Source organism: Rhodococcus yunnanensis NBRC 103083, assembly GCF_001895005.1.
In the GTDB taxonomy this organism is placed as follows: Bacteria; Actinomycetota; Actinomycetes; order Mycobacteriales; family Mycobacteriaceae; genus Rhodococcoides; species Rhodococcoides yunnanense.
Genome location: NZ_BCXH01000006.1, coordinates 196,830 through 222,453, shown reverse-complemented (window position 1 = coordinate 222,453; position 25,624 = coordinate 196,830). Strand labels below are relative to the sequence as shown.

The following is a 25,624-nucleotide window of genomic DNA, read 5'->3' as shown; positions in this document are numbered from 1 at the left end:
GCGACATCAGATTGGAGTGGATTTAACCCTTGACGAATCACACAACGCCGTCGCAAGAGACCGCCGAGGCGCCTGCACGTAGGTACACGGGCAAGAGGCTGGCCATCATGGAGGCCGCTCGACATGCGTTCGGACGTGTCGGTTACGTCCAGGCGAGCATCGAGACGATCGCCGCCGACGCGGGGGTGTCCACCCGCACGATCTACAACCACTTCGACAACAAGGAACAACTGTTCTCAGCGGTTCTCCTCGAGAGTTCGACCGAAGTGGCCAAGGCGCGCGAGATTCTGATCGACCGACACCTCGGCGTCATCACCGATCTCGAAGTCGACCTGACGAACCTGGCGAGGGAATGGATACGACCTCGAGCTGAATTCGCGGATCACTTCGCGATCGTGCGGCGCCTGAGAGCCGAGTCGGAGCGGTTCCCGGAAGACCTACGACAAGCATGGCGGACGGCGGGAAGAGACCGCGCCCGCCATGCCCTCGCGACCAGGTTTGCAGACCTCTCGCGCACGGGTGTGTTGGTCGTGGCCGATCACCAGAACGCTGCCAACCACTTCATCGCACTCATCGCGTCGACGACGATCGATGATTCCTATTATTCTGCAATGGAATTGGAGGAGGATATCGATGCTGTGGCCAGTTCGGGAGTACACACGTTTCTCCATGGCTACCTTCCTCGCTGATCCCGATATCCGACGACGTGACGGCGTTCGTCCACCTCGATGGGCGGCAGCTTGATGGGTACTAGCTTGATGGACGGTGCCGGCGCTGCTGCTCCCCGGTCGTCGTTTCGACGGTTTCTGACCGCTGCGGCAATCAGTTCGGCAGGCTCGGCGGTGACGGCGGTTGCTATGCCGGTATTGGTGGTCCAGCTTCTCGGTGCGACGCCGCTGGAAGTCGGTGTCGTGAACGCCGCTCAGTTCATGCCGTACGCGGTGTTGGGACTGTTCGCGGGTGTGTATGTCGATCGGTGGCGACGCAAGCCCATCCTCGTCTGGGCGAGCGTCGGGCGCGCACTGGCCCTGAGCGCCGTCCCGATTCTGTGGCTTCTGGGGATACTGCAGATCTGGATGCTGGTCGTCGTGTTGCTGTGTTTCGGCGCGTTCTCGGTGTTCGGGTACGCAGCCACCCAGTCGCTGCTTCCTCGGTTGGTTCCTCGCGCTCGGCTGGTCTCCGCCAATGCTCGCCTGGATCAGGCCGACGCTGCCGCCACGACACTCGGGCCTGCGGTCGGTGGCGGCCTCGTCGGGCTACTCGGTGCCCCTGTCGTGATTGCCGTCGACGCCGTCAGTTACATCGTCGACGCGGTTCTCAACGCGGGCATCGAGGTGGACGAACCGCGGGCCGAGGCCCGTGCACGCAATCTTCGCAGCGAGATACGCGACGGCCTGCAGTTCACCTACCGCCACCGCACTCTCCGTCCCTTGGCCGTGTCGACGCATGTGTGGTTCCTTGCCAATGGCGCTGCATTGACCGTGCTGTCGATCCTGGCCTTGCGGTCCCTCGGATTCAGTGCCTACGCTTTCGGACTGCTGTTGACCGTCACCGGTGTCACCAGCTTGCTCGGTGCGTCGATCGCACACCTGGCGGGTTCTCGCATCGGTTCGGGACGTGTGGTCATCCTCGCGCGCGTCGCCTATCCGATCACGTGGCTGCTCGTAGCTCTCGCTCCTGCAACCGGCGTCGGCCACGGTCTCCTCTTCGCCGCTCTCGGCCTGCAAGGACTCGCCGCAGGAGTCGAGAACTCGAACGAGATGGGGTACTGGCAATCGCTCACTCCCGATGCACTTCTGGGCCGAGTGAACGCCACCAGACGCTCGATCAACCGAACCATGACCGCCGCAGGTGCCCTCGTCGCCGGCCTGTCCATCGGGCTGATCGGTGACCGTGCCACCCTCGTCGGCGTAGTCATCGTCTTCACGGTGGCCGCATCGATCACCGCACTGTCCCCGCTGCGAGAGACGGACGGCAACTGCTGAGCGCAACCTCCCCACGCCCAGCAGTACGCCCGGATATCACGGCAACGATCAGCGCACGGCCTGGGTGAAGGCCTCGGCAAACCTGTTCGCACCCGTGACCAAATTGTCGACGGTCTGGTTGCTGAAGCCGAGTCGGGCGCTACCGAGGTATCCGACGGGACCGGTCGGGTCGAAGTAGCGACCGAGTGAGAAGTCGACGCCCAACCCCCGCGCTCGCGTCTGGACGTCGGGCAGGTCGACCGACGGGTCGGAAGCTCTCAGCCACAAGAAGATTCCGCCTTCGGGGCGGACGATGTGCAGCTGCCCGGGCAGTGCTGATTCCAACTCGTCGACGAGGACGGTCGAACGCTGGCGATACAGCTCGCGGCCGCCGTCGACGATCCGATCGAATGCCCCCTCGGAGCGAAGCAACCGGGCGACAGCACTCTGCGTCACCAGTGAACTGTGCTGATCCTGTGTGCTTCTGATGCGTGACAATGCCGGAATCAGCCACTGCGGGGCTGCGATCCATCCCAGACGCAATCCAGGGCCGAGTGTCTTGGAGAACGTGTTGGCGCGCAGGACGTTGTCGCTGCTCAGGTCGAAGTCGTCGACGGCTGTTCCCGCAAAACGCAGTTCCTTGTAGGGGTTGTCGGAGACGATGAGGAACCCGTACTGCTCGGCAAGACCTACGAGCCTGGTGCGAGCTTCCGCCGACAGCGTGCTGCCGGTCGGGTTCTGGAAGTCCGGGATGACGTAGAAGATCTTCGGACGGGCACCGCCGCGCAGTTGCTCCTCGAACCCGTCGAGATCGAGACCGGTGTCGGACGTCGGCACAGGCAGGAACGATGCGCCGTAGTAGCTGGCTTCGCGCAGCGCGAGCGGGAACGTCGGGCTTTCGACAGCCACCACATCACCTGGTTCGAGGACCGCGTCGAAGATCAGGTTGAGCGCGTGGAGCGCGCCGTTGGTGACGAGAATACGGTCGGGGTCGACGCCTTCGCGTTCGCCGATCCAGGAACGAAGAGGTTCGATTCCGGGGAGAACCGAGTAGCGCAGCGTTGCCGGATCGGACAGCACAGCCGAAAACGCCGCCGCCAGCTCGGCCGTCGGAAGTGCCTCGTCGGCCGGTACTCCGCCGAGGAGCCTGATGGTGTCGGCAGCCAATCCGGCAGGCGGCGGCCCGAAACCACCGGCGAGCTGTCGATCCGTGCCACGAGCAGACAGCAGAGACAGAAGATCCGTGCCTCGGGGGGATTCGATGGTCTGTGTCATGTTTTCTTCCTTTCGTTGTGCGGCTGCCATGCCCGCGTGTGTGATGCCCGCGTATGTGATGCCCGCGTGTGTGATGCCCGCGTATGTATGGTCGGGACGGAAAGCGCGCTACACACGCACAGGTGTGAGGCGCGGGTCCCGATCGAGGTCCAGAGCAGCTCCCGGAACCGAACTCAGTAGGACTTCGGTGTACTCGTGTTGCGGATTCGCATAGACCTCCTCGGTCGCGCCCTGCTCGACGATCGAACCGTGCCGTAGGACAACGACGTCGTCACACAGAAAGCGAACGACTGCGAGGTCGTGCGAGATCAACACCAGCGTCAGTCCCCGCTCGGCGCGGAGCTTCTGCAGCAGGCGAAGAATGCGTGCCTGCACCGACAGGTCGAGCGCAGACACCGGCTCGTCGGCGACGATCAGAGTCGGTTCGTTGGCCAACGCGCGTGCGATACCCACGCGCTGACGCTGACCGCCGGAGAGCTCGTGCGGTCGCCTGCTCCGAAACGATGTGGGCAACTCGACCTCGTCGAGCAGCGAACCGACGCGTGCGCTCACCGACACCCCGCGCAGATCGACGTCGTTGTACCGCAACGGTTCCGAGATCGATTGCTCGACGGTGAGTCTCGGGTTCAGCGAGCCGTACGGATCCTGGAAGACATACTGGACCTCGCGGCGCCACCGAGCCCTGTCACTGGTGGTGAGAGCACGCAGATCATTGCCCTCGAACGAGATCGAACCGGAATCCGGGCTGTCCAGACCCACGATCTGCCGGGCGAGTGTCGTTTTACCCGAACCGGATTCGCCGACGACACCCAACGACTGACCGCGATGTACGTTCAGGGTGACGCCGTCCAAGGCGACGTGCGGCACGCGTCGTATCCTGCCCGGTTCGGCGACGGCGAATGCCCTGCGGACTTCGTGGACCGCGACGATCGGTTCCTCGGGTTCGATGTCGTCACGTTCGGCATGGACGGGCCGCACGAGTCGACTCGGCGTGGCCGCCAACAACGTCCGCGTGTACGGCTGCGTCGGCGCGGAGAGCACCTCGCCGGTTGCTCCGGCCTCGACGATGACACCGTCGCTCATGACGTTGACTCGTTGGGTCCTGTCCGCGATGACACCGATGTCGTGGCTCACGAGCAGGACACCGAGACCGAACTCGACCTTGAGCCGGTCGATCAGATCCAGGACCTGTGCCTGCACGCTCACATCGAGAGCGGTCGTCGGCTCGTCTGCGACGAGCAGTTTGGGAGATCTCGCCAAGGCCAACGCAATGACGACACGCTGGTTGAGTCCGCCGGACAACTCGTGCGGGAACGCCGACAACGCCTTTCCGACGTTCGGAATCCCGACGGCGTCGAGAAGTTCAGCGGCCCGGGCACGACGATGCCGTCTCGACCCGGCGCCACGCGGCAACGCTTCGACGACCTGCGTGGAGATCGTCAGCCGTGGATTGAGCGATGCCGTCGGATTCTGGAACACGACACCGACGTCGGCGCTCGTCACACGGCGTCGGGTCCGCGCGTCGAGTGCCGTTACATCGCTGCCCGCCAACACGATCCGTCCCGAATCGATCCTCGCGCCACGAGGAAGAAGATCGACCAGGCCGAGGGCAGTCATGGTCTTCCCCGACCCCGATTCGCCGACAAGCCCGACGGTCTCGCCCGCGAACACGGTCAACGACACACCGCGGACCACGGTGCTCCTGTCCTCGGCGTCGCCGACGGAGACGTGAAGGTCCTCGATCGCCAGCACTGGTGTATCGGTCATGTCTTCGCTCCGAACCTGTCCGCCAGGGCATCGCCGATGAGTTGGAAGCTCACTACCGCCAGAATGAGCACGACGCCGGGGAACAGCGCCACCCATGGGGCACTGTCCAACCGAGCCTGTCCCCCTGCCACCATCGCACCCCAGTCGGCGGTGGGCGGTTGCACACCGAGACCGAGGAATCCGAGGGAGGACTCCAACAGCAGGATCGCCGACGCGTTCAACGTGAAGGCCACCACGAACAGTGGAAGGACGCTGGGCAGCAGATGACGCACGGCGATCTGCCACTTGCCGAGCCCGCTGAGCCGAGCGGCCTCGATGTACGGCTGGTTGACGACCGACTGCGCGTGCCCGCGAATCACTCTGAACGTCAACACCCACGAACCCGCGACGAGAACCACCACGAGCGGTCCGATCGAATTGCCGACGAACGACAGGATCACCAGCGCGAGCACGATGGTCGGAATGGCAAGTTGCACATCGGCCAATCGGCCTGCGATGACGTCGGGCCAACCGCGAAACAACGCGCCGACGAGTCCGAGGACAACACCGATGAGCGCCGCGAGGATGCTGGCGAGCAACGTCACCGACAATGCGGTTCGCCCGCCGTAGAGAACGCGGCTGAGCAGGTCACGGCCGAGCTCGTCGGTGCCGAACCAGTGCGATCCGCTCGGGGCCTGCAGCACTGCGCCGAGGTCCTGCTCGAGTGGCGAATGCGCGACCAGCACCGGCGCCAGCACGGACGCGACGATCAAAATTCCCAGAATGGCTGCACCGAGCCACCCGGTCACCGACGACCTGGTGCGTGTCCGGGTGGTTCTCGGATCTGCCGATCCAGAACCACTGGGGAGTTCGAGGTCCAGCGCGGAAGCAGTCATGAGGAAATCCTCGGATCGAAGATGACCGACAACACGTCGACCACGAGATTGATGATCACGAACCCGATGGCGATGACCAGCACACAGGCGATGACGAGGGGGTAGTCGCGATTCTGGACCGCGTTGATGGACAGTTGCCCCACACCGGGCCACGAGAAGATCGACTCGGTGATGACGGCACCTCCGAGCAGCACACCTGCCTGGATGCCCAGCACGTTGAACGTCGAGCCGAGCGAGTTGCCCACGATGTGACGCAACGTCAACGTCAACGAACCGATGCCCTTCGATCGCGCAGTTCTGACATGGTCGGATTCGAGTACCTCGACGACGGCAGTTCGGAAGACTCGGGCGATGGTGGGCACGAAGTAGATTCCGAGTGTCACCGCGGGCAGCACCAGGTGCGCGAGTGATCCGGATCCCCTCGGCGGCAACACACTCCACGTCACCGAGAACAACAGAACGAGTAGCAACGCGAGGAAGAAACCGGGAATGGCGTCCAGGGCGGTGGCGATGCTGATCGGTAGCTTGCGCAGCAGAGGCGACCTGCTCGTCGCCGACAGGTATCCGATCGCACCGCCGATCAGCACGCCGAACACCAATGCGGTCGCACCGAGCGTGATGCTCGGCGCCAACCGCGACAACACGATGGACAACGGGTCGCTCTGGTAGCGAATCGACTCGGGGAAGTTCCCGGTGAGGACGGCACCGAAGAATCGCACGTACTGCTCGTAGATCGGCCGATCGAATCCGTACAGTCTGGTGACGCGTTCGAGTTCGCCTGCCGGTGCATCGGGCGCGATCAGCATGACGGCGGGGTTACCCGTCGAGTACAGCGCGAAGAAGACCAGTGTGATCGCACCCCACACCGCAACGAGGCCGGTGATCAACCGGCGCACTACGTACCGTCCGTCGACGGGCACACGCACCACCCGACGCGACAGCGACCGAGACTTCTGCACTTCGGCGACGGCTGTCATCGTCGCCCGTCCGTCCATTTCTTGCCTGCGATGTTGCCGCGGAGTGTGGTGTCGGCGTACTCGGTCCGAAACACTCCACGCCGCTGCAGTTCCGGAACAACGGCGCGAGCGAAGTCGTCGAATGCACCGGGAAAATGCGTCGGCGACAGGACGTATCCGTCCACGGCTTCGGCCTCGAAGAGATGGATCAGCTGATCTGCCACCTCGGTGGGAGAACCCACGATCTGAGGTGTGAACTCGCTGGCCGAGAAGGTCTTCGACACCTCTCCCAGCGTCAGACCGCCGTCCAGCGTCTCACCGGTTGCGGCGGCGAGCCCGCGGAGGTTCTCCAGCAGGCGAACCCCCGCATTCTCGTCCGTACTGCGTTGAGCGACAGCATCGGTGAATCGCACGTCCGGTGACAAGCCCGTGAAGTCGGTACGGACGAAGTGACTCAGGAACGTGATCGCGGCATCAGTGTCCAGCAGCGTCGGCAGGAACTTCTGACGTGCCCGCGCGATCTCCGTCGTCTCCCCGACGATCGGTTGGACCGCGGCGATCAGCTTGATGCTGTCCGGATCACGGCCGGCTTCGGCAGCCAGACGACGCAGGTCCTCGCGCTTGGCCCGCAGATCGTCCTCGTTGTTCTCGATCGCGAACACCAGCTCCGCCCATTTGCCACCGAATCGTCGCCCGCGCGGCGAATCGCCCGCCTGGATCAGAACGGGTGAGCCCTGCGGCGACGGCGGCAGCGTGAGTGGGCCTCGCACCTGGACGTACTTACCCTGGTAGTCGGGTGTCGTGACCTTGTCCGGGTCGATGAAGACACCGGACTGCTTATCGACGACGAGGGCGTCGTTGCGCCATGACTCCCACAGCGCGACAGTGGCTTCCACGACCTCGTCACCGCGATCGTAGAGTTCTTCGCGTTCGAGCTCTTCGACGTGCGGAAAGTTGGCGTAGGTGGGCGCGCCGCGACTCATGATGATGTTCCACGCCACCCGCCCACCGCTGAACTGGTCGAGGCTTCCGAGTGTGCGAGCGAGGTGATAGGGCGGTGTGAACGACGCCGACAACGTCACCCCGATACCGAGATGCCGGGTCACCCCCGCGATGACCGACGCCAACTGCGTCGGGTCGTGTTTGATGGCGTTGCTCAGCCCGTGTCGCGCGAAGGCTGGATTGAACGCGAGTGTCTCCGGAATGAACGCCATGTCGAATTTCGCGCGCTCCAGCGTCCGAGCTGCGTCTTCGAAGAGGCTGCGGTCGTTGAAGTCTCGCTCCGAGTACGGATGCCGCCACGCACCGGCGAAGTGGTTGCCGGGAAACAGAATGTACCCCGCGAGGAAGATCTGCCTGTCCGTGCTCACTTCTGCGTCACCTGCTGCGCGTAGAGATAGCGAGAGGTACGGCTTGGCCACTCGAGATCCTTGGCGACGACGGAGGTGAAGGTACCCGGCCACAGGAACACGGTGTGCGCGCGATCGTGATAGATCTGCGTCGCCTCGGCGGCGAGCGCCTTCGCCGATTCGGAATCGGTCGCCGCTTGCAGCCGATTCACGACGTCGTCGAACTCGGGATCGGTGATGTTGCTCTGCTTGTACCTGGACTTGCTGGTGAACGGGTCGAAGACAGCCCACGAGTCCTTGTACTGCCCACCCCAGCCGATGTAGACGAGGTCGGCCGCGGCAGCACTGTCCTGGTTCTGGCGGGAAAGCCACGCGGGGAACGGGGTTTCGGTGATGTTGATCGTGATGCCCACGTCCGCGGCCTGCTGCGCCACCGCCTGTCCGATCGCCGCGCCCGCCGCATACGTCCCCGCGGGGACGTCCAGATCGAGTACGACGCCGGTGGCATACCCCGCGTCGGCGAGCAGTTGTTTCGCCTTCTCGGGGTCGTACGGGTATTCCTGGACCGCCGGGTTGGGCTCGTAGAACGGCGGGGCGATGACCTGCCCCTGCGACGGCTCGACGGCACCGCCGAGCAGACCGTCGATGATGGACTGCTTGTCGACCGCGTAGTTGAGTGCCTGACGTACCCGCACGTCCGCGAGAGGGCCGCCCTTGTTCTCGTTGATCGAAATGACCTGCACCCACGAGGAATCGGACAGGGTGGTGTCGTAGTCCGGGTTCGAGGAGAACTGATCGATGCTGAGCGGATCGAGGTTCAGTGCGATGTCGACCTCGCCTGCCTGCACCGCGGACACACGTGCCGATTCGGCGGCGAGCACCTTGTACTCGGCCTTCTCGAATGCGGGCTGCTCACCCCAGTAATCGGGATTGGCCGTCAACTTCGCACCGTTCTCGAGGTCGATGGACGCCAGCGTGTACGGGCCGGTACCCACGGCCTCGGTGTTCAGGTTGCCGGTCTCCCAGAACTTCTGGGTCGTCAGGTACACGTTCCACAGCCGCGACGGCAGGTCGATCGCAGGCGACTTCAGATCGAACGTGACGACACCCGGGGTGTCCGTACTCACCGCGGCGACGTAGATCTTCAGCTGTGCACCCAGCTGGCTCTTCGTCTGCGGATCGAGCAATTCCTGGAAGTTCCACACCACGTCCTCGGCGGTCAGGGGCGTACCGTCCGAGAAGCTCACTCCGTCGCGGATGTCGAACTTCCATTGCAGCGGGCCGGTGCTCTCCCATTTCTCGGCCAACCGCGGATGTACCGAGCCGTCGGGGTCGAGGTAGGTCAGAGCCTCGTAGACGGTGCCCTTGACCGAGCCGTCGCTGTCCGGTGATCCGCCGTTGTGCGGGTTGAGACCGGTCAGTTGCCGCGACAGCGCAAGGGTCAATGTGCGATCGCCGTCCCCACCGCCCGAGCCAGTGTCCTCTCCCCCGAGTGCGGAGCCGCACGAGCTGAGCGTGACTGCGGCGACCACCGCCATCGCTGGGATCGCGAGCCGACGTAGTGTGCGTTTCATCGAGTGTCTTTCCGTTCTGTCACCGCCCCGTCCATGGGGGACTCAACAAACATCGTGACCGCACGACACCGCATTGTGAACACTTGAAATCAGCTCGAGTCGATGAAATACGCTTAGCTACAACAATGATGAAGCTCTGCTCAACTTCGAGTCGATCGCGTCGAACGGGATGTGCGGCAGTTCGAGCCCGAAGTTGTCCCGCAGCGTCGTTCCGTCGTACTCCTCACGAAAGAGCCCGCGCCGCTGCAGAATCGGAACGACCTGCTCGACGAAGTCCTCGGTCCCCCTCGGATGCAGCGGCACCAGCACGTTGAAGCCGTCGGCTGCTCCGGCTCGGAACCATGCTTCGAGTTCGTCGGCCACCTGTTCGCCGGTACCCGCGGTCGTCCAATGTACGACGCCCAGGCCCTTCTCCACTTTCGTCGCGAGCTGCGCGACGGTCAGATTCTCCTGCTCGACCCATGTCCGCAGCCGGTTGATACGGCTTTGACCACCCTTGTGCGTGGCGAAGCTGGGAAATGCCTCGTCCGGAAACGGGCTGTCCGGGTCGTACACCGACAGGTCCGTACCCAACTCGGTACTCAGTTGCGCGATGACGTCGATGTTCTTGGTCGCCAACGCTTCGAGCTCTTCTTCGAGCGCGCGTGCCTCGGCTTCGGTATCGGCGATGTACGGGACAAGACCGGGAAGGATCTTTACGTCCGCGCGTGTGCGGCCGAAACCGACGGCTCGGTTCTTGACGTCCTCGTAGAACTCGATTCCGTTCGCGATGGTCGAGGAACCGGTGTACACCGCTTCGGCGCGCAATGCCGCCATGTCGCGACCGCGGTTCGACGCGCCCGCCTGCACGAGGACCGGATGCCCCTGCGGTGACGCGGGAATCGGCAGTGTGCCGTGCACGTCGAAGAACTGCCCCGAGTGATCGACAGGCCGGCCACTCCACAGCTTCAACACGACGTCGACGAATTCGCTTGCACGCTCGTAGCGTCGATCGAAGTCGGGGTGGCTGTCGTATCCGAAGTTGTGGGCGAGCACGTCGCCGGAGGACGTCACGAAGTTCATTCCCGCACGGCCACCGGACAACTGGTCGAGCGATGCGAACCGCGCCGCGATCTCGTAGGGGTCGTTGTACGTGGTCGAGACCGTCCCGATCAATCCGATGTTGGTGGTACGTGCCGCCAACGCGCCGAGCAGCGTGAGCGGCTCCAGTGACATCGCCAACGGTTCGCGGTCGCTGAACAGCCGCGGGCTGTCGGCGAAGAAGACGGCATCGAACTTGCCGCGCTCGACGGTCGAGACGATATCGGCGAAGTAGTCGAGTTCGGTGACGCGTTCCGGCGTCGCACTCGGGTGCCGCCAGCCTGCCCGGTGGAAGCCGACTCCGCGCAGGTTGAGGTTGAGTGCCATGTGCGCGCTCACAGTATTGCTCCTACCCGGGTTCCGTACCCGATCCGTTCCTTCAAAGTCGATTCCGAGTACTCGGTGGAGAAGCGGCCGGACGATTGCAATTGCGGCACAACGGTATCGACGATCCTCCTGGTCACCTCGATCGATGCGTGAAGCACGAAGCCGGCGACACCGTCTCGGGCTACCTCCTCGATCAGACTCGCGGCGAGTGAATCGACCTCGCCGTCGGACACCACGCGTTCGCGGAGCGACGGGATCGAGGTGACCGGGGCCGCGCCGGCAGTCAACACGGCGACATCGGCGTGCCGTACCGCGTACTGCGCGGACGCCTCCGATCCGACCGATGCGAACAGCGGCGGATGCCACTGCGGGCTTCGCGGCAGATTGAACGGCCCTGCGACGGCAAAATGCTTGCCGTGGTGATCGATCCCGTGAATCGACGCGCGGCGCACGTACAGTCCGCTCGACCTGTCGGCGACGACGGCGTCATCGTCCCAGCTGTCCCACAGCGCCGTCAGCACCTCGGTGAACTCGCCTGCTCGCTCGTAGCGGTCCACGTCCGACGGCGAGTTCGACGATCCGTGCAGATCCGGTGCTGTGTCCTGTTCGGGGAGAGTCAGATTCCAGCCGGCTCTGCCCTTCGAGATATGGTCGAGAGTGCTGATGTAGCGGGCTTGATTGAACGGCGCGGTGTACTGCGGGGACACCGCCGCGACGACGCCGATGTGCCGGGTCGAGGCTGCCACCGTCGCCAGCACGGTCGACGGCTCCAACCCCGAGCGCGGGTTCGGTGTGGCGAAGACGGCGTCGAAAAGCCCCCGCTCGGCGAGTGTTGCCTGCTCGACGACCTGGGCCGGTCCCCCAGCAGCCGGGTCGAGCGCGAGTGAGAGGTGAATGTCAGGAGGCATGTCGAATCTTCCTGTGATCGTCGATCGAGTCGGGTTGGGTCAGTAGGTGGGTGCCGAGCGCATCACGCACGGTGTCGTCGGCAGGCGGGTTGTGCAGCGCGGCTCTGATATCGCGGTAGTAGCGCTGGAAGGGTGAGGAACGCTGGAGCGAGGCTGCACCGATGAGCCGACCGGCATGGTCCACCGCAGCCGAGCTGTACCCGTGCACGAGCAGCTTCACCGACGACGCCAGAGCAGGAGCGAACGACGGATCGTTCTCGTCGACGCGCCGAGTGGCGTCGGCCAGCACCGCACGCGCCGGGATGAGCTCGAGTTCGATCCGGGCAGCGCGGTCCCGAACTCGGTCGGTGTCGGCCAGTATCCCCTCGGTGCCGTCGTTGCGCGGCCCCGAGGTGAAAGCGAATGCGTCGTCACGTGCAGCTTCCCCGATGCCGAGATGCATCGACGCCAGCAACAGCGGCCACCACAGGGAGTGCGCGCTACCGGGCCCAGGACGCTCGTATCCGCCGAGAACGGCGTCGCCGGGCAGCAGGACGTCCTGGAATTCGACGTCGTCGCTGGCCGAACCTCGCAGGCCTAGGGTGTCCCACGTGTGGTGGATGGAGATCCCTGCACCGCGCAGCGGCACCAGGATCCGCCCCTGAGTGCCGCCGAGACCCGAGACACCCGAGTCGTCGACGATGTTGACCACTGCGACCGCGTAGTCGAGAACCGCGCTTCCCGTCGCGTACGTCTTGCGTCCGTTCAGCAGCCACCGGCCGTCGGGTTGTCGCACGGCGGTGCTGTCGATCCGTCCGCCGCGGCTCGGCGGCCCGCTGCGCTGCTCACTCGCGGTCACACTGATCAGAGCATGTGTCCGCACGAGGTCCTCGGCCAGCGTGCGGACCACCGGAGACAGCTCGGTGGGTTGAAACAGGGACGCGGTATGGATGTAGTGCATCGCGAGAATCAGCGCCGTCGACGCATCACCGCGCGCCACCTCGGTGACGACGCGCGACGCCGTCGTGATCCCTTCTCCCCCACCGCCGAACACGCGCGGCACCGTCAACGACGGAAGTCCGCTCGCTCGCAGATCGGCGATGTTGTCCGGAAGTAGACCGTGCTCCCAGTCCTGCTGCGCCCTCCGGCCGAGTTCGGACGCGAGTGCACGTGCCTTCTCCACTGCGGTCATACGGCCACCTCCGTCGAGACCGCGGCGCCCCTGCCGGGCACAGCGTCGATGAGCGCCTTGGTGTACTCCTGCTCCGGCGAGCCGAAGACTCTGTCCGTTGAGCCGATCTCGACGAGCTTGCCTGCCCGCAGCACTCCCACCTCGTGCGAGATCTGCCGGACGACGGCGAAGTCGTGCGAGATGAACAGGTAGGCAACACCGAGCCGGTCCTGCAGGTCGACGAGCAGCCGCAGGATCTGATCCTGCACCGACACATCGAGGGCGGACACCGGTTCGTCGAGCACCACCAGTTCTGGGGCCAGTGCCAGCGCTCGCGCGATGGCGACCCGCTGCCGTTGTCCACCGGACAGTTCGGCTGCTTTGCGATCGAGCGTCGACGCCGGAAGCGCCACCTGCTCCAGCAGCTCGCCTGCCTTGACGCGGCGCTCCGAACCGGAGCCGATACCGAACGCGCGCAACGGCTCCGACACCACATCGGCGACGGAGAATCGCGGATCGAGCGAGGAGAACGGGTTCTGATAGACGAGTTGAATTCGCTTGCGCACCTGCCGCAGTTCTTCACCGCGCAGTGTCGAGAGGTCGACACCGTCGAAGTCGATGCGTCCGGAGGTGATCTGTTCCAGGCGCACCACGCTCCGCGCCACCGTGGACTTTCCCGATCCCGATTCGCCGATCAGACTGAAGGTTCGACCGCGCGGGATCTCGAAGCTGACATCGTCGACGGCCAAGAACGGCGTGGACGTGCCGGGCAGGGCGAATTCCTTGGTGACGTTCGACAGTGTCAACACCGGTCCGGTCGTCGTCGGCGAGGAGTCGACGAGGGGAACCCCGGCGAGACTCGGCGCCGCCTGCAGCAGCTTCCTGGTGTACGTCTGCGCCGGGCTGCCGAGAATCGCTGCTGTCGGGCCCTGTTCGACGATCTCGCCGTGCCGCATGACGACGATGCGGTCGGCGCGGTCCGCGGCGACCCCGAGATCATGGGTGATCAACAGGACTGCGGTACCCGAGCTCGATGTCAGCTCCTGAAGGTGGTCCAGGATGCGCCGCTGCACGGTCACGTCGAGGGCACTGGTCGGCTCGTCGGCGATGACGAGCTTGGGCCTGCATGCAAGCGCGATTCCGATGAGGACGCGCTGTTTCATTCCGCCGGACAGCTCGTGCGGGTACTGCTGTGCGCGCGCCTCCGGGTGCGACAGACCTGCGCGCGCAAGAATCTCGATTGCCTGCTCCTTGGCCTCCGAGCGACCGGCGAGCCCGTGGACCCACAGCGCTTCGGCGACCTGGATGCCGATCTTCTTCACCGGGTTCAACGCGATGGCAGGGTCCTGCGGCACGAACCCGATCTCGGCTCCGCGAATCTCCCGTAGTTTCTTGGCTTTCAGACCGGTGATGTCCCGGCCGCCGAACAAGATCCGGCCACCGGTCACCCGTCCGTTGCCGGGAAGCAGACCGATCACCGAGTGCGCTGTGGTGGATTTGCCCGAGCCGGATTCACCGACGAGCGCGACGACCTCGCCGGGCTGGACCGTCAGCGATACCGAACGAACGGCGTCCACATCTGCTGTCGCGGTGCGATATCCGATGTCGAGAGCATCGAGTTCGAGTACTGGATCGCTCATATCAGGCGGTCCTTTCCGTCGTCGAGGGCACGGCTGATGCGATTGGTCGCCAACACCGTTGCTGCAATGACGAGTCCGGGCAGCGTGGTGAGCCACCACGCCGTCGCAAGGTAGTTGCGTCCCTCGGCGACGAGTGATCCCCACTCGGGTGCAGGAGGCGGCGCACCGAAGCCGAGGAAGCTCAGCGCCGACACCGCGAGTATCGCGGTACCGAATTCCAGCGCGGCAAGGACGAGAACCGATCCCACCGAGTGCGGAAGCACATGGCGTAGAAGCACACTCGTTCGCTTCACCCCGGACACGGTCGCCGCCTCGACGAAAACTCGTGTCCGAGTGCGCAGGACGTCGGAGCGCATGATCCGGGCGAAACTCGCCACCGAGGCGACTCCGACCGCGATCGCGACATTGACGGTTCCGAAGCCGAGCACCGAGACGACCGCGAGGGACAGCAGCAGACCGGGGATGGACAGCAACACGTCGACGAGGCGCATGACGACGTCGTCGAACCTGCCGCCGACGAACCCGGACAGCAGGCCGATCGCGGAGCCGACGAACAGCCCAACCACCACGGCGATGAGAGTGGCCTGCATCGACAGCCCGGTTCCGTAGACGGTGCGAGTGTAGAGGTCGCGCCCCAGATGGTCGGTGCCGAACCAGTACTGCGTGCTCGGCGGCTGCAGCTTGTCCTTCGGCACACCGACGTACGGATCGTGCGAGGTGAAGACCTCGGGGAACAGCGCCCACCCGATCATCAGCAGGAGCAACACGACCGAGAGCACCAACGCCGGCTTGCGTAGCAACGCCAGCCCTGGGACAGCTCGCGCAGTGCGTGGGCGGATGCGAGGATCGGCGGCGTCCGGTTCCACGACCTCGGGAGCGTCCCTGTCGAGAACGGTGTCGGCAAGAGTCATGATGCGTCCTGCAAGTGCACGGGCCGAACTCGCGCCAGGCGCGGATCGACGATCGGATAGATCAGGTCGACGACGAGATTGACCACGACGAAGATGGCCGCGGCGAGAACGACCAGACCCAGAATCATCGGAATGTCCTGCGCGGACACCGCTTCCTCGGTGAGCCTGCCGATTCCTCGACGAGAGAAGACCGTTTCGACGACGACCGCTCCCGCAAGAAGATTTCCGACGATGATGCCGATCATCGTCAGGACCGGAATCGCTGCGTTTCGCAACGCGTGGCTGAGCTGAATCTTTCCTCGCGACACGCCTTTGGCAGCAGCGGTGTCGATGTACGGCTGCGACCACGTCGTGCGCAGATTCTTGGCGAGCAACTGCGCCACGATCGCCCCCGTCGGAATCGCAAGGGTGACCGCGGGAAGTACGAGCGAGGAGAATCCCGCGTTACCGGTGGACGGAAGCAGCCCGGTCCGGAACGAGAACACCTGCAGCAGGATCAGTCCGATCCAGAAGGTCGGCACCGAGACCCCCACCGGCGGCAGCGACAGCAGCAGCTGACGCAGCCACGGGAGTGTGGTGTAGGTCGCCGCCAACGCCAATGCTCCACCGAAGATGACGGCGATGACGAACGCCAGCGCGGTCAACGCGATCGTGTCCGGCAAGGCGTCGGCAATGAGCGTCGTGACCGGCTCGTTGGTCGGGATGGACCGTCCGAAATCGCCGCGAACGACGTCCCACAGCGCATACAGGTACTGCAGCAGTGGGGACGAGTCGAGGTGGTACTCCGCGCGCAGAGCCGATACGACGGCCGGATCCATGCCGACGGCGTCGCCTCCCGAGTTCAGCATGATCTCGACCGGATCGCTCGGGAGCAGGTACAGGATCACGAACGTGATCGTGAACGCTGCCCACAGCACGAACAGTCCCTGCCCCAGGCGGCTGAGAACCCGGCGACTCGTCGCAGGAGCGGAGCTTTCGGAGCCTGCGGAGCGACCAATACTCACAGGAGCGGAGCCTGCGGAGCGACCTATGTTCACAGGAGCGGAGCCTGCGGAGCGGCCAGTACTCACTGCTCGCCGACCTTCCAGGCGTCGTAGAGGACGGTGCCGCCGTAGGGGTCGATTTCCACGCCCTGGATGTCGGCGCTGACGCCGACTGCGCGGGTCTGTTCGCGGACCGGGATCCAGTAGGCGCCGTCGACGAGCAGGTTCTGCAGTGCCGCGGCGGCGTTCTCACGTTCGGTGTCGGTCGCCGCGAGGTTGAGGGCGTTCGCTGCGCTCTCGAGTTCGGGCTGATCGGCGGGAGCGAGGGCCGGGTTGGTCTTCAGGAAGAGCCCGGCCAGGAAGTCGACGTCCTTGGCAGGCCCGCTGCCGGTCAGGAAGTCGTACGGCGCTGCGGCCTTGTCTTTCATGAACGCCGAGGATTCCGCCGGGGTGATCGGCGAGAGCTGGACCTTGATGCCGATTCGACCGAGTTGTTGCTGAATCAGTTCGAGTTCCTGCTGCGTTGCGCCCTGGCTGGAACCGGGGGTGTAGGTGATACGCGGGGCGAGTTGTTTGCCGTCCTTGGCCCAGATGCCGTCGCCGTCCTTGGCCCAGCCTGCGTCGGCGAGGATCTTCTCCGAGCGGTCGGGATCGTAGACGAGCCCGTCGGATTGATCGGCCCACAGCGGCGTGTTCGACGCGATCGCGCTCGTCGGCAGGCTGTATCGGTCCGAGTAGAGGGTGTCGCGGATCTCCTCGCGGTCGATGCCGCTCTGAATTGCCTGGCGTACAGCGAGATCGGAGCCGAGTGGGCTCAGCGGGTTCTGCCGAAGCCCTGGGACGAGATTGGGAACGAGCCCGGTGATGATCTGGTCACCTTGCGCGGTCACGACGTCCTGATCGAGTACCGGCACGTCGTCGACGATGTCGAACTCGCCGGACTGCAGTCCGCCGACACGAACGCCGGACTCGGGGATCAGCTCGAACGAGACGGAGTCGATGTAGCCCGCCCCGGTGTGCTTGGTGACGCCTTCCGGTGCCCAGTCGTAGTCGTCGCGGCGCTGCAGTTCGAGTTTCTGGCCCTGCACCACGTCGGTGATGACGAACGGGCCGGTACCGACCAATGTGGTTCCAGCGCAGCGATCCTCGTACGAGGATGTGACCGTCGACGGCGCGTAGATGCCGAAGTACGGGTCGCTCAGGTTACGGAGGAATCCGAGTTCGGGTGCGCCGAAGTCGAAGCGAACGTTCTTGTCGTCGACGACGGTGGTTCCGACGTAGGTGTTCAGTGCGCTGATCAGCGGGGTGTCTCCGCGGCCGGCGTCGGCGATGGCCTTCAGTCCGTCGATGTTGGTCTTGACCACCTCGGCGGTCAGGGGTGTGCCGTCGGAGAACGTGACCCCGTCTCGCAGCGTCAGAGTGAAGCTCTTCGCATCCGGGGTGACCTCCCAGGACTGGGCGAGCCTCGGTATCACCTCACCCGTCGTTCGATCCTGATCGGTGAGCGTTTCGACGTACTGCTGCGAGGCACTCAGCCCGCGCGCCTGGAGCGCCGGGTCGACGCACTTCGGCCAGGCCGACACCGCGTATCGCAGTGAACCACCGGACACGGGGTCACCCACCTCGGCATTCGACGCGGAGGATCCTCCCCCACAGGCTGTGGTGAGCGTCAGAACGGCAGCGGTGGCGGTGAGGGTGAATGCTCTGAAGGTCTTCATCGGTCTTTCGATTCTCGAGGTGGTTCGGTGTCAGGCGTAGACGGAGTTGACCAACGCGACGTGCGCCGGATCGAGCAAGGTACGTGAGCTGTAGCCGAGGCTCCGGCCGAGTTCGGTGGATCGCTTGAGCTCGTCGTGGCTGCCCGCCGGGTTGAAGGTGACCTGCACCGGCCCCGGCAGTCCGGCTGCACGGGCCGCGACGACGAGCCTGGCGCGTGAGAACGCCAACCCCTCGTCGGTGGCGGTTCCGAGGTCGGCCTTGAGGTCGCCCTCGCCGAGACCGATGGACTCGACGAGATGTGTGGCCACGGCCAACTCGTCGACTGCGGTGACGCCGACGGCGGTCTCGATCATCACCTGGAGCGGGATGACCCGGGTGATGCCGGCAACCGCACGGCGCGCGTCCAATGCTCGGGCGATGGCGCGCACCTCGGCAGCGCTCTCGGACTTGGGGATTCGAAGAGCAGTGAGTCCGGGTCCGACGACGGCGTCGAGATCACGCTCGTACCAGCCTGTCGGGTACCCGTTGACGCGCACCAGGACCGGCTTGGGCTGCTCGGTTGCGATCACCTCGGCGACGAGTGCGCGCCCGGCGTCCTTCTGGTCGTCGGGAGTGAGGTGCTCGAGATCGAACACGACTGCGTCGGCGTCGTTGTCGAATGCGGCTGCGACGAGGTCCTCGCGGTAGGCCGGGACGTAGAAGTACGAACGGATGGAATCGAATACGGAAGACATGGTCCCTCTCAGAAGAAGCCGGTGATCGGCGGTTCGATGTCGGCGAGCAGATATGCGCCGACGACGGATGCCTTGTAGGCACGTGGATTGTGGTTGGCAACCGTCCTGGCATTGCGCCAGTGCCGGTCGAAATTGTGGGTGCGCTGCGCGGTGGAAGCGCCGCCGACATCGAACAACAGCTCGGAGGTCTTCAGCGCCGCCTCGATCGCGAAGAACTGTGCCTGCGACACTTCGAGACTGGCGGCGAGGACGGCTGCGTCCTCGACCTGGCCGTGTGGTTCGTGTCCGTCGGTGCGGTCGATCGCGGCGGCAGCGCGGAGAACACCGGCCTCGGCCGCGTAGGTGCGCGACGCCATTTCACCGACCGCGTGTTGCACGTACGGATCGTCGACCGAGCGTGCGACTCCCGCATGCTTGATGGGTCGCGCTTTGCCCCGAGCGTAGGCAATGGCATCCGCCAACGCGTTCTTCGCGATTCCGACCTCGACGGCAGCGAGGAACAGCTGAAAGAACGGAGACTGCCTCGGCCGTGCGCCCTCGACGTCGCGTTGGACGAGGAAGTCCGAGTCGTCGACTCGCACACTCTCGAAAATCGTTGTGCCACTGGCAGTCAATCGCTGGCCGATACCGTCCCAGTCGTCGACCCGTTCGATACCCGCCCGGTCCGACGGCAGGACGAACGACCTGGGCTTGTCGTCCGGATCCACCGCGCGCACGACGATCCAGTCGGCGAACAACGTGCCGGTGCTGTAGAACTTGGTGCCGTCGACGACCCAGCCGTCTTCCGACGCCGTGAGTCTCGTCGACACGACACCGTGGACACCACCCGTTTCACCGCTCGCGAGCCCGAAGACATCGCCTGCGAGAACGCGGGCGAACCACCGCTGCTTCTGCTCCGAGTCCGGTGAGCGCCGTAGGGTCTCGACGAACGCGAAGTGCGATCGGAGAGCCTGCGCGATGTTGGCATCCGCGGCGGCGAGTTCGACGACGAATTCGAAGAATGTCGCCAATGTCGCGTCCGGTCCGCCGTATTCGGCAGGCACCCGCCACGTTCCGAGCCCTGCGCCGATGATCGACGCGATCTCCTTCTGCGGCATGATGCGCTTCGACTCACGCTCGGCCGCACCGTCCGCGATCGAGGCGAGGATGCGCGGAGCCCGCCGAGACAAGGCGTCGACATCACGCTCGTCGTCGCTTGTCTGGGTTCCGGTTTGTTCGATCGTTGTTGTCACTTCCTGGGCTTTCTGGTTGTCAGTTGTTCTGCGTGGTGGTCAGCTGGTAGGTGTGCGAGACCCACGCATCGCTGCCTCGGGTCAGTTCCATGACGTGCTCCGGGAGCGATCCGCCGACCAGATCGGCCAACGTCGTCTTCTCGAGCACCGACCTCAATGCGACGCGCGTTGCGATCCACAAGTTCTGCAGTGCACCGACCGGCTCTGCGTACTCGACGTCCTCGGGACATTCACCTCGAATGGTGAACAGGGGCCCGTTGACGGCGCGCAGCACGTCCGCGATCACGATGGTCGACGGATCACGACGCAGACGGTGTCCGCCGCCGTGGCCTCGCTGACTGCTGATGAACTGCGTCCGGCGAAGCTCCGCCAGAATGGCCTCGAGAAACTTGTGCGGGATGTCCTGCTGCTGCGCGATCTGCTCGGAACTCTGCGGATTCTCCCAGTCGATCGCCAACTGCGCCAAAGCCTTCACTGCGTATTCGGTTTTCGCGGAGATCCGCACAGCTTCTCTTTTCTGTCAGAGAACGATCGAGTGGAACTGATTGTCGAGAAGGGTCTACGGACCCGTGTGGAACGCTCGCGGACGGTGACCTCGGCTCTGCTCCGCGACGAGAGCCTTGAAACCTCCGCGAACCTGACGCACCGAGGTGTATCCGAGCGCTTCGAGACGAAGCGCGACCGGGCGAGATCCCAGTGCACCGTTGCAGAACACCAGAATTGGTTCGCTCGGATCGAATCGCGCACTCAGCCGACCGTCCGACTCCTGCCCGAATCGATCTTCGATATCGGATTTCGGTACTACCATCGCACCGTCCACGAAACCCGAATCCGGATCCTGCGCATTGGATCTGACATCGAGCAGCAGTGCGCCGCTCCGATACAGAGTCAACGCACGCTGCGCCGAGACGCTCCTGGTCCAATCCTGGTCGTCCGACGCCGCGGCGGCAGGTGCGTCCAATGCCGACTCGAACGAGTCGATCACCGAGTCCACGGCGAACTCGGCCTCGGGCGCCAAGGACACGTCGCACGGATGGAACACGACATCGCGATCGAGTACGTAGGCACCCGAGACTATCTGCCGTGCACCGAGATTCCGGAGAACCGGCACGAGGGCGTATTCCAGGGCACTGACATGGAAATTGCTGCCACCGGTTGCCAGCGGCACCAGGGCCTTTTCGGCGAACGCGTCGGCCGGAAGAACGTCGAGCAGCGCCTTCAGTACGCCGGAGTACGAGTTGGTCTGAATCGGAGTCGTGATCACCACTCCGTCGGATGCCTCGATCAAACCGACCATCTCGACGACGTCGGGATCGGACGAGTCTCCCCCGATCAGCGAGGACGCCGCGATGGTCGACGCGTCGAGCATCACGACAGTGTGTCCTGTCCCCTCCAGCTTGCTCTGCACGTAGGACCCGAGACCTGCGGCGACCGACGAGCCGACCGGTGAACCGACAAGTACCGATACAAGCGCCATCGATGAGTCCTCTCGTTTCTCGATGCCACGACGGGTGGCAACGTCCTCGGGCAATCTTTCTCTACAGAGTTGATAGAGAAAACGGATTCGATCAGCCTGATTTTTTGGGTATCGCCGGCGGCACGCGTCGTCCATGATCTTCCAGATACGTTTCGGCACCCGTGCCGTCGTCCCCTTGCGGCGTTCCCGCCACTTACGGCAATTCGGCTCACCGTGAACACTTTTCTCGACCACCCCATCACAAAGGACTCTTGAACCATGTCTCGAAGATCGGCCAGACTCCCACGTTCGAAGGCATGGATCGGTGTCCTGCTCGCCGCCGCGACCATCGCGACGGCGTGCGGAAGCAACGGCGGCGACGACGTCGCATCGGCAGATTCCGGCGACAGACGCGGAGGCGACTTCGTCTACCTCGACGCCGAGGTTCCCGTGTCCTTCCAGTTGCAGACCGGCGGTAGCTTCTGGCAGACGTCGGCGATCGTCAACAACCTCGTCGACCGCCTCGTCTACCTGAATCTCGAGACGAAGGAAGTCGAGCCGTGGATCGCCGAGAGCTGGACGATCGACCCGACGGGCAAGCAGTACACGTTCAAGATTCGTGACGGCGTCACCTACAGCGACGGCTCCGCGCTCGATCTGGAGAACGTTCGACGCAATCTCACGCTCAACGCGTTCGGCGACGAGGCGAAGGGAATCACTCGGTCGAGTTACTTCCCCAAAGTCGACTCGGTCACCGCGGACCCCGCCACCAACAGCGTCACCATCTCGCTCGCCGAGACACGGCCGTACTTCCTGCAGGTGTTGTCCGAGCAGAACCTGGGATTCGTCTCGAACAAGACCCTCGACCTGTCCAGGGAGGACCAGTCGAGCGTGCTCAATCTGATCGGCAGCGGCCCCTTCGTCGCTACCAAGGAAGAGGCAGGCAAGGAGATCGTTCTCGAACGCCGCGACGGATACGACTGGGCGCCGCCGTCGTTCGAGAATCAAGGCGAGGCGTACCTGGACTCGATCTCGTTCATCCCGGTGCTCGAGGACAGCGTCCGACTCGGTTCGCTTCGTTCCGGTCAGGGCGATGCACTCCGCTACGTCCAGCCGAGTGAGGAGGCAGCACTCGATGCAGCCGGTTTCAATATCATCGAGGTGGCGACGGGGACCAGCGGCTTCGGAGTTCGGGTGCAGGCCAACCCTGCGCTCGGCGATCCACGCGTCCGCCAAGCACTCCAGGTCGGTGTCGACCGCCAGGGGCTCGTCGACGATCTGCTGACCGACCGCTGGCGTCCGGCCCGCAGTGTCGTCGCGGACAACCAACCGTGGTTCGTCGACGAGTCGTCGAAGCTCGAGTTCGACGAGGGCAAGGCCAACGCGCTTCTCGACGACGCCGGCTGGTCCACCAAGAACTCGGACGGGATCCGCACCAAGGACGGACAACCTCTCGCACTGCCGGTCTACATCGACGTCTACACCAACATCGCCAAGCCACTCTTCGAGCTCATCCAGAATCAGTACAAGAACATCGGAATCGATCTCCAGCTGAAGGAGACCGACTACTCGAAGTACCCGACGGCCGTCAAGGACGAGACTCTCGGCCTGCTGTCCCAGGGCTCCAACTTCGTCGACCCGTTCAATCTGACCAACTCGTTCGGCAGCAAGTACGCGGATTCGTTGCAGCTCAAAGGCAGTGACCCGAAGCTCGACGAACTGCTCCAGGCGCAACTGAACACCACCGACTCCGCGCAGTCCGACAAGATCCTCGCCGACATCCAGGCCTACCTGATCGATCAGGGCTACTTCATTCCCACGATCGACAACTCACAGATCTACGTCACCCAGTCCTACGTCCATGGCCTCACGCACAATGCCACGGCACGTCCCAACTTCCAGGGAGTGTGGCTGTCGGAGAAATGAACACAGTTGCCGTGATCAAACGCGTCGCCCAGTCGTTGCTCGTCGTCGTGCTCAGTTACACGTTCGTCTTCTACGCGCTGTTCCTGCTGCCGGGCGACCCCATCCAGAATCAGATCGACAACCCGCAGAATCCGCTTCCCGAGGACATCGGTCAGTCGCTGCTCGCGTACTACAACCTGGACAAGTCCGGAATCGAGCAGTACTTCATCTCGTTGTCGCGCGCGGTCACCGGTGATTTCGGGTTCTCGATCACCACCGGGCGAGACGTCGTCGATGTGTTGCTGGATGCGATTCCCGAGACACTGCGGCTGGCGTCGATGGGGTTGGTGTTCGCGATCGGGTTCGCGCTGATCATGTCGCTGATCGCGGTGTACGCACCGTGGTCGCGGCTGCGGACGATCGCAACGCTGATCCCGGCACTGCTGCAGTCGACACCAAGCTTTCTCGTCGGACTGATTCTGCTGCAGATCTTCTCGTTCCAACTGGGCTGGGTATCGTCGATACGCGACGAGGGATTCCGTTCACTGCTGTTGCCTGCGCTGACGTTGGGACTCGCGGTATCGCCGCCCATCGCGCAGGTCCTGATTCAGGGTCTACGCAAGTCCTCGCAGGAGCAGTTCGTCACGGTCCTGCGATCGACCGGCGTGTCCGAGCGGACGATACTGGCGCGGCACATCCTGAAGAACGCGTCGATCCCGGTCATCACGCTGCTGGGCATCACCGCGGGTGAACTGCTGGCCGGTTCGGTGGTCACCGAGACCATCTTCAATCGATCGGGCATCGGTTTCGTCACCCGCGAGGCACTGCGCGATCAGGACAGCCCGGTCATCCTCGCGGTGGTCACGTTCGTGTCGTTGGTGTTCGTGACGGTCAGCCTCGTCACCGATCTCGTGTACCCCAAGATCGACCCGCGCATCGCTCACCAGAGTCCCGCCACGACCTCACGGAAGGACACAGTCGATGTCTGATACGACCGAGGTTCGGCCCTCCCGCACGTTCGCGTTGCGACCGGCCGACTGGTTCGCGCTGACCGTCGTACTCGTGCTCGTTCTGTTCATCGTGGTGCCCGGTCTGATCGCCTCGCACGACCCACTTCTGCCCGACTCCGACTCGATCCTGCAGGGGCCGAGCGCTGCTCACCTGTTCGGCACCGATTACCTGGGACGGGACATGTTCAGCCGCGTCGTGCATGGAACCGGCCGAACCCTGCTCGGATCCCTGATCGCCGTCGTGATCGGCCTCGGGATCGGCTCGGCTCTCGGGCTCGTCGCGGCCTATGCCGGCGGGTGGGTCGACGCGGTGGTCAGCAGGATCGTCGACGTCCTGCTCTCGATCCCCGGCTTGCTGCTCTCGATGGTACTGGTCACCGCGCTCGGGTTCGGTCGACTCAACGCCGCTGTGGCAGTGGGCATCGCGTCGGTCGCCGTCTTCACTCGGCTGATGCGGTCCGAGGTCCTGACGGTGCGCAACCTGCCGTTCGTCGAATCGTCCCGACACATCGGTGCCGACACCAAGCGGCTTCTACTGCGCCACGTACTCCCGAACGCGTATTCGGCGGTGCTGTCGCTGACCGCACTGCAGTTCGGCGCGTCGATCATCTGGATCGCGTCGCTGAGCTTCCTCGGATTCGGTGCACCCCCGCCCCAGCCGGAATGGGGACTGCTCGTTGCCGAAGGCCGGGAATACATCGTCTCCTCACCGTGGCTCGTCCTCTTCCCCGCGCTCGTCATCGTCGTGTCAGTGGTGTCGATCAGCCACCTTGCCAACATCATTCGCACCAACGCAGCGAGGTAGACCC

At 64.3% G+C, this 25,624-nt stretch carries 22 protein-coding genes; 5 read left to right on the top strand and 17 right to left on the bottom strand.

Annotated features, from left to right (window positions below):
* Positions 1-29: 29 nt before the first annotated feature.
* Positions 30-689 carry a TetR/AcrR family transcriptional regulator gene (locus RY1_RS12810; protein WP_139279819.1) on the top strand — a complete coding sequence of 220 codons (660 nt, stop codon included), beginning with the start codon at positions 30-32 and terminating at the stop codon, positions 687-689.
* Between the two features lie 54 nt (positions 690-743).
* The gene (locus RY1_RS12805; RefSeq protein WP_245819632.1) at positions 744-1,985 is read left to right on the top strand and encodes an MFS transporter; all 1,242 of its coding nucleotides are present in this window, start codon (positions 744-746) and stop codon (positions 1,983-1,985) included.
* Between the two features lie 48 nt (positions 1,986-2,033).
* Here the strand turns inward: RY1_RS12805 and RY1_RS12800 are convergent, their stop codons facing one another.
* The 17 genes from RY1_RS12800 to RY1_RS12720 form a co-directional block, all read right to left on the bottom strand.
* Positions 2,034-3,239, bottom strand: a complete 1,206-nt coding sequence (locus tag RY1_RS12800; RefSeq protein WP_072803940.1) for an aminotransferase-like domain-containing protein — start codon at positions 3,237-3,239, stop codon at positions 2,034-2,036.
* 108 nt (positions 3,240-3,347) lie between these two features.
* A complete protein-coding gene (locus RY1_RS12795; RefSeq protein WP_072803939.1) occupies positions 3,348-5,006 on the bottom strand; it encodes a dipeptide ABC transporter ATP-binding protein in 1,659 nt (552 codons plus the stop codon).
* On the bottom strand, positions 5,003-5,881 hold the full coding sequence (locus tag RY1_RS12790) for an ABC transporter permease (protein WP_084727380.1): 879 nt from the start codon (positions 5,879-5,881) through the stop codon (positions 5,003-5,005). The genes RY1_RS12795 and RY1_RS12790 overlap by 4 nt, the downstream gene beginning before the upstream one ends.
* Positions 5,878-6,858, bottom strand: a complete 981-nt coding sequence (locus tag RY1_RS12785; RefSeq protein WP_169914674.1) for an ABC transporter permease — start codon at positions 6,856-6,858, stop codon at positions 5,878-5,880. The genes RY1_RS12790 and RY1_RS12785 overlap by 4 nt, the downstream gene beginning before the upstream one ends.
* Positions 6,855-8,207 carry an NtaA/DmoA family FMN-dependent monooxygenase gene (locus RY1_RS12780; RefSeq protein ID WP_072803938.1) on the bottom strand — a complete coding sequence of 451 codons (1,353 nt, stop codon included), beginning with the start codon at positions 8,205-8,207 and terminating at the stop codon, positions 6,855-6,857. Before RY1_RS12780 ends, RY1_RS12785 begins: the two co-directional genes overlap by 4 nt.
* Entirely contained in the window at positions 8,204-9,760 is a 1,557-nt protein-coding gene (locus tag RY1_RS12775; RefSeq protein WP_084727378.1) for an ABC transporter substrate-binding protein, read from the bottom strand. The genes RY1_RS12780 and RY1_RS12775 overlap by 4 nt, the downstream gene beginning before the upstream one ends.
* A gap of 117 nt (positions 9,761-9,877) precedes the next feature.
* Positions 9,878-11,179, bottom strand: a complete 1,302-nt coding sequence (locus RY1_RS12770; RefSeq protein ID WP_084727377.1) for an LLM class flavin-dependent oxidoreductase — start codon at positions 11,177-11,179, stop codon at positions 9,878-9,880.
* Positions 11,176-12,075 (bottom strand): LLM class flavin-dependent oxidoreductase, encoded by a 900-nt coding sequence (locus RY1_RS12765; protein WP_072803936.1) that lies wholly within the window; start codon positions 12,073-12,075, stop codon positions 11,176-11,178. The genes RY1_RS12770 and RY1_RS12765 overlap by 4 nt, the downstream gene beginning before the upstream one ends.
* Positions 12,065-13,246, bottom strand: a complete 1,182-nt coding sequence (locus RY1_RS12760; RefSeq protein ID WP_072803935.1) for an acyl-CoA dehydrogenase family protein — start codon at positions 13,244-13,246, stop codon at positions 12,065-12,067. The genes RY1_RS12765 and RY1_RS12760 overlap by 11 nt, the downstream gene beginning before the upstream one ends.
* Positions 13,243-14,865 carry a dipeptide ABC transporter ATP-binding protein gene (locus RY1_RS12755; RefSeq protein WP_072803934.1) on the bottom strand — a complete coding sequence of 541 codons (1,623 nt, stop codon included), beginning with the start codon at positions 14,863-14,865 and terminating at the stop codon, positions 13,243-13,245. Before RY1_RS12755 ends, RY1_RS12760 begins: the two co-directional genes overlap by 4 nt.
* Positions 14,862-15,776 carry an ABC transporter permease gene (locus RY1_RS12750; protein WP_072803933.1) on the bottom strand — a complete coding sequence of 305 codons (915 nt, stop codon included), beginning with the start codon at positions 15,774-15,776 and terminating at the stop codon, positions 14,862-14,864. Before RY1_RS12750 ends, RY1_RS12755 begins: the two co-directional genes overlap by 4 nt.
* Positions 15,773-16,780 (bottom strand): ABC transporter permease, encoded by a 1,008-nt coding sequence (locus RY1_RS12745; protein WP_245819631.1) that lies wholly within the window; start codon positions 16,778-16,780, stop codon positions 15,773-15,775. The genes RY1_RS12750 and RY1_RS12745 overlap by 4 nt, the downstream gene beginning before the upstream one ends.
* Before the next feature lie 62 nt (positions 16,781-16,842).
* On the bottom strand, positions 16,843-18,477 hold the full coding sequence (locus RY1_RS12740) for an ABC transporter substrate-binding protein (RefSeq protein WP_072803932.1): 1,635 nt from the start codon (positions 18,475-18,477) through the stop codon (positions 16,843-16,845).
* A gap of 30 nt (positions 18,478-18,507) precedes the next feature.
* Positions 18,508-19,212, bottom strand: a complete 705-nt coding sequence (locus RY1_RS12735; protein WP_072803931.1) for an HpcH/HpaI aldolase/citrate lyase family protein — start codon at positions 19,210-19,212, stop codon at positions 18,508-18,510.
* 8 nt (positions 19,213-19,220) lie between these two features.
* Positions 19,221-20,444 (bottom strand): acyl-CoA dehydrogenase family protein, encoded by a 1,224-nt coding sequence (locus RY1_RS12730; protein ID WP_245819630.1) that lies wholly within the window; start codon positions 20,442-20,444, stop codon positions 19,221-19,223.
* 19 nt (positions 20,445-20,463) lie between these two features.
* Positions 20,464-20,949 (bottom strand): RrF2 family transcriptional regulator, encoded by a 486-nt coding sequence (locus tag RY1_RS12725; RefSeq protein WP_072803930.1) that lies wholly within the window; start codon positions 20,947-20,949, stop codon positions 20,464-20,466.
* 54 nt (positions 20,950-21,003) lie between these two features.
* Positions 21,004-21,921 (bottom strand): NAD(P)H-dependent oxidoreductase, encoded by a 918-nt coding sequence (locus tag RY1_RS12720; protein WP_169914671.1) that lies wholly within the window; start codon positions 21,919-21,921, stop codon positions 21,004-21,006.
* 258 nt (positions 21,922-22,179) lie between these two features.
* Between RY1_RS12720 and RY1_RS12715 the strand changes: the two genes are divergently transcribed.
* Genes RY1_RS12715 through RY1_RS12705 form a run of 3 tightly spaced genes read left to right on the top strand, consistent with a single transcriptional unit; the run spans position 22,180 to position 25,620 of the window.
* Positions 22,180-23,826: an ABC transporter substrate-binding protein gene (locus tag RY1_RS12715; RefSeq protein ID WP_072803928.1), complete on the top strand. Its 1,647-nt coding sequence runs from the start codon at positions 22,180-22,182 to the stop codon at positions 23,824-23,826.
* A complete protein-coding gene (locus RY1_RS12710) occupies positions 23,823-24,794 on the top strand; it encodes an ABC transporter permease (RefSeq protein WP_245819629.1) in 972 nt (323 codons plus the stop codon). Before RY1_RS12715 ends, RY1_RS12710 begins: the two co-directional genes overlap by 4 nt.
* Positions 24,787-25,620, top strand: a complete 834-nt coding sequence (locus RY1_RS12705; protein WP_084727375.1) for an ABC transporter permease — start codon at positions 24,787-24,789, stop codon at positions 25,618-25,620. The genes RY1_RS12710 and RY1_RS12705 overlap by 8 nt, the downstream gene beginning before the upstream one ends.
* The last annotated feature ends 4 nt before the right edge of the window (positions 25,621-25,624 follow it).